Here is a 3,604-nt window from a genome sequence, read left to right as displayed (position 1 = left end):
AAGGCGAGGTCGACAACAGGCTCAGCGAGGAGGGGCGGCACAACTACCGAGGCACCGTCCTCGAAGCTAGGCGTCCACACCGCCCGAGCCCAGGCCGCAGTACCAGGGGGGTGAAGCGACGAGCCGGAGGCGGTGGCAGAACTGGATATCCCGGCGCAGGCACTGCCGTGCTCACGGACGCCCCGCGGGCCTGATGCTATTCGGTCGTGCGCACTGCCCGCCCCGGGGCCCGTCGGCGTAGCAATCCTCCCAGACCTGCTGGTAAGGCTAAGGAGCATCGCGCCGCTAACCACAAACGAGCCCCCCGGGGGCAAGGCGGATGGAGGTCGGTATGACTAGCGGACACGGCGGCCAGTTGCTTGACCCGTCACTCCCAGCTGACGCCGCGACCTACTTTATCGACCCGGCCAACAGCAATGTCAGTTTCAGTGCCCGAAACCGAACGGCCACCAGCACTCGCGCAGCGTTCCGACAGTTCGCGGGCACGCTCTTCCTCGACAGCGAGCGGCCCGAAAGGACAACGCTCGCGGTGTACGTGACATCGTCGAGCATTGACACCGGCTGGAAGGACAGGGACGCACACATGCGCAGCGCCGCTCTCCTCGCCGCCGAGCAGTACCCGATCATGTCGTTCTGGTCCTCCTCGGCCGAGGCCCTGGGTACAAACCTCTGCCGTCTCGCGGGAAGCCTGTGGGTCAAAGGCATGACGAGGCCTCTCGTCGTCGATGGCGAATACCGTGGCAGCGCATTGAGCCCGCAGGGCGGCGAGCGCGTAGGGTTTGTAGGGCGCTCCGTGCTGAAGCGTTCGGAGTGGGGTTCCCTATGGGGCCCGGTGATGGACGCGGGCGAGTGGTTCATGGGTGACGAAGTCGAGCTCCTCTTCGAGGTGTCCGCGGTCAAGCGGGTTCCCATCAGATGGTGGCCCTGACACGACGTGGCCTGGATGCAGCGTGCGCAGCGCAGTTCACCGGATTCCGAGGGCGAAGCGACGGCAGCGTATCCCCGCGGGGCTGCTTCGGCCGTGAGATCCTGCGGTAGCAGCGGCACGAGGGTCACGGAACACCGTGCTTGGAGTCCCGCCGCGCGGAGCCGGGCCAAACAACGGGATCGGGAAGCCGAGTCTGCAGCTGTCCGTTCGGAAGAGTCGATCGCTTCTCGCGTGGGCGACGGGACCCGGGGGCAGCGCTCCCCTCGTACGCCTGAGGCGCAAGCCTGGCGTCCGGAGAGACGCAAAGGCGGGAGATGACCGGGGTCGATATCGGTGAATACCGGGTGCTCGGCGGACACGCCGTTGGGACACACCGGTGTGCACTCGGGATCGGGTGACAGGCAGCGGGCTTAACGAACGCCGTCGTCCTCGACTCGCAGCCTAGAGACAGGCGGATACTCGACTGATAGCCGTGTCACGCCTCGCCGGCCATTCAGGCCCCCGCCTATGTCGCACCTGCCTGGCTCAGCGGCATGTCCGGCCCACGACGCGGACCCTGCAGTCGCCCTGATCGTCCGACCGCGCGCTGCCAGTCCTGATGTCTCCGGCAGCTGCGGCCTCCTCGGCCGAGGGGTCCTCGGCGATGGCGAAGACCCGCAGCAGGCTCGCTGAAGGGATCACGATGCCGTCGGCGCCGTCCATATAGACGTAGTCGTCAGGGCTCACACACCCCTGAGACGTCGACGGCCACACCGAACATGTATGGCATCACCGTGTCACCGCCGCAGGGGACCGCCTCCCTTGCACACCACGTGGCAAAGCCGTAGCCGCGCAGCTGGCCGAAGCCCCGAAGGCCGCCGTCGGCCAGGATGCCGGCCAACCTGGCGCTGTCCACCCTGGTGAGTTTGGTACGCCCGCCGTGCGACACGTCGGTGTAGCCGCCGCTGGAGAGCACGAGTACTTGGTCTGCGACAGGCCCCGCGCCAAGCGCCCCGTAGAAGTAGCGCCTGAAGTCGCGGCCATTTCCTGCCAGGTCCTCGCGGTGCAGGGGAGTACACGATGGTGACGGCACACCCAAAGATGCGTGATGCCGTCGCCGAAAGCCGCCTGCCCTGCCGGCGGGCGGGGCGTACTCCGAGGGAGCTGGGCTGGGCCAACAAGCAGGGTGGGGGCCTCGTTTGTGGGCTGGCTTCGAGCCGGATCCACGTGTCTGACCTCAAGCCCAATTTGGGGTCGGGTCCAGCCCCCTCCCCCGGGGCGGAGGGAGGGGGCCGGGGCGATGGCGGCAATGCCTTCAGGGCGAGTCGCCGAAGATGCCTCCCGCTGGTCGGCGGTGGTTCTTACGCCTCGCTGTACCGGGGAGGCGGACCATGGCACAGCGGGGCAGCGACGCTCGTCGCAGCCGCGCGTACAGCCAACCACCGCCGTGTGGACGGGCTGTCTACCTCGTGTCGACGCCCTGCATAGCGACCGCCTGTCAGGGGGCGCTCACAGGCGTCGCGCACGGCGACGGACAGGCTGGCGATGTCATAGTCGCCGCGGTGCCGGAGTCCGCTGACGAAGAACGTGGGCTTCCCTGCCACGCCGCTGAGGTCCGCTGATCCCACTCGATCAGCTACGCGAGGACGGGGTCTGGGGCGGACAGATGGCTGTAGGCCGCTGCATCGTGGAGGGGCATAGCTGCTCCATGCATGTCGTGGGGGAACGAGGGGGTCGGCCTCGCCCGGTGCGTGCTCCCTGCGGCACAGACGTTCACGTTCTCAGGCCGGGGCAGGCGCGGTCCGCGCGATCGGCACGCCCACGAACCTCCTCCGTCGCGCCAGCTCGTCGGCGCGGGCCTTTCCGCGCGCGGCTTCCGGTACGCCTGAGTACCTGAAGGACGCACGGCGAGTGCGTCCTCGGCATTTATGTGGCGCACACGTCCCTGTGGCGGCGCCCCACCGGGTTTGCTGCCCGCTGTCGCATCCCGACCCTTTCGGGTGCGGGAGCATCTCGGGGACCACGACAGGGAGTAGACGCGGAGTGGACGCCAGTAGGTCTTACTTGGAACCGCGGGCGCGACTGCGTCCCCAATGCCACAGGACGGACAGGACGGAGGCAGGCTCGTGCGGGTTCATCCCCGGCGGCACGGAAGGCCGGCGAACTCGGCGAGCTAGGAGTCGGGCGGGTGAGCACGGACTCTCTGCCCTATGGTGCCGCCGTCGGCATCCGTGACGGCTTTACCCCGCCAGCAGTGACGCCGTATCCGGACATGCAGCAGCGGCTCGTCCGCTTCGCCCAAGCGGCCTGCGACGGACGGCTGCGACCCGCTGCCCAAGAAACAACACAACGACCAGGAGGAACAACATGACCGACGTTGCCGAAGATTTCGACCTCGTTGTCCTGGGGGGCGGCAGCGGTGGATACGCGGCTGCTCTGCGGGGTGCGCAGTTGGGCCTGCGCACCGCGATGATCGAGAGACACAAGCTGGGCGGCACCTGTCTGCACAACGGATGCATCCCTGCCAAGGCCCTGCTGCATGCTGCCGAGGTCGCCGACAAAGCCCGCGGCGCACAGCTCTTCGGCGTGATGGCCACGTTTGAGAGCATCGACATGCCCGCGGTGCAGCGCTACAAGGACGAGACGGTCGACAGCCTGTGCAAGGGGCTGACAGGCCTGGTCAAGGCACGGAACATC

The 3,604-nt window shown here is 67.8% G+C and carries 4 protein-coding genes; 2 read left to right on the top strand and 2 right to left on the bottom strand.

Annotation, left to right across the window (positions count from 1 at the left end; all coding sequences use genetic code 11):
• Positions 1 to 331: 331 nt before the first annotated feature.
• Positions 332 to 928 (top strand): YceI family protein, encoded by a 597-nt coding sequence (locus VXC91_RS43505; RefSeq protein WP_329512877.1) that lies wholly within the window; start codon positions 332 to 334, stop codon positions 926 to 928.
• 525 nt (positions 929 to 1,453) lie between these two features.
• Here the strand turns inward: VXC91_RS43505 and VXC91_RS43500 are convergent.
• Positions 1,454 to 1,654, bottom strand: a complete 201-nt coding sequence (locus tag VXC91_RS43500) for a hypothetical protein (protein WP_329512876.1) — start codon at positions 1,652 to 1,654, stop codon at positions 1,454 to 1,456.
• On the bottom strand, positions 1,644 to 1,883 hold the full coding sequence (locus tag VXC91_RS43495) for a hypothetical protein (protein WP_329512875.1): 240 nt from the start codon (positions 1,881 to 1,883) through the stop codon (positions 1,644 to 1,646). Before VXC91_RS43495 ends, VXC91_RS43500 begins: the two co-directional genes overlap by 11 nt.
• A gap of 1,391 nt (positions 1,884 to 3,274) precedes the next feature.
• Here VXC91_RS43495 and VXC91_RS43485 point away from each other — a divergent pair.
• On the top strand, positions 3,275 to 3,604 hold a 330-nt coding region (locus VXC91_RS43485), incomplete at its 3' end, for an FAD-dependent oxidoreductase (RefSeq protein WP_329512874.1).

This window comes from Streptomyces chiangmaiensis, assembly GCF_036281785.1.
In the GTDB taxonomy this organism is placed as follows: domain Bacteria; phylum Actinomycetota; class Actinomycetes; order Streptomycetales; family Streptomycetaceae; genus Streptomyces; species Streptomyces chiangmaiensis.
This window is presented reverse-complemented; position numbering and strand designations above follow the sequence as displayed.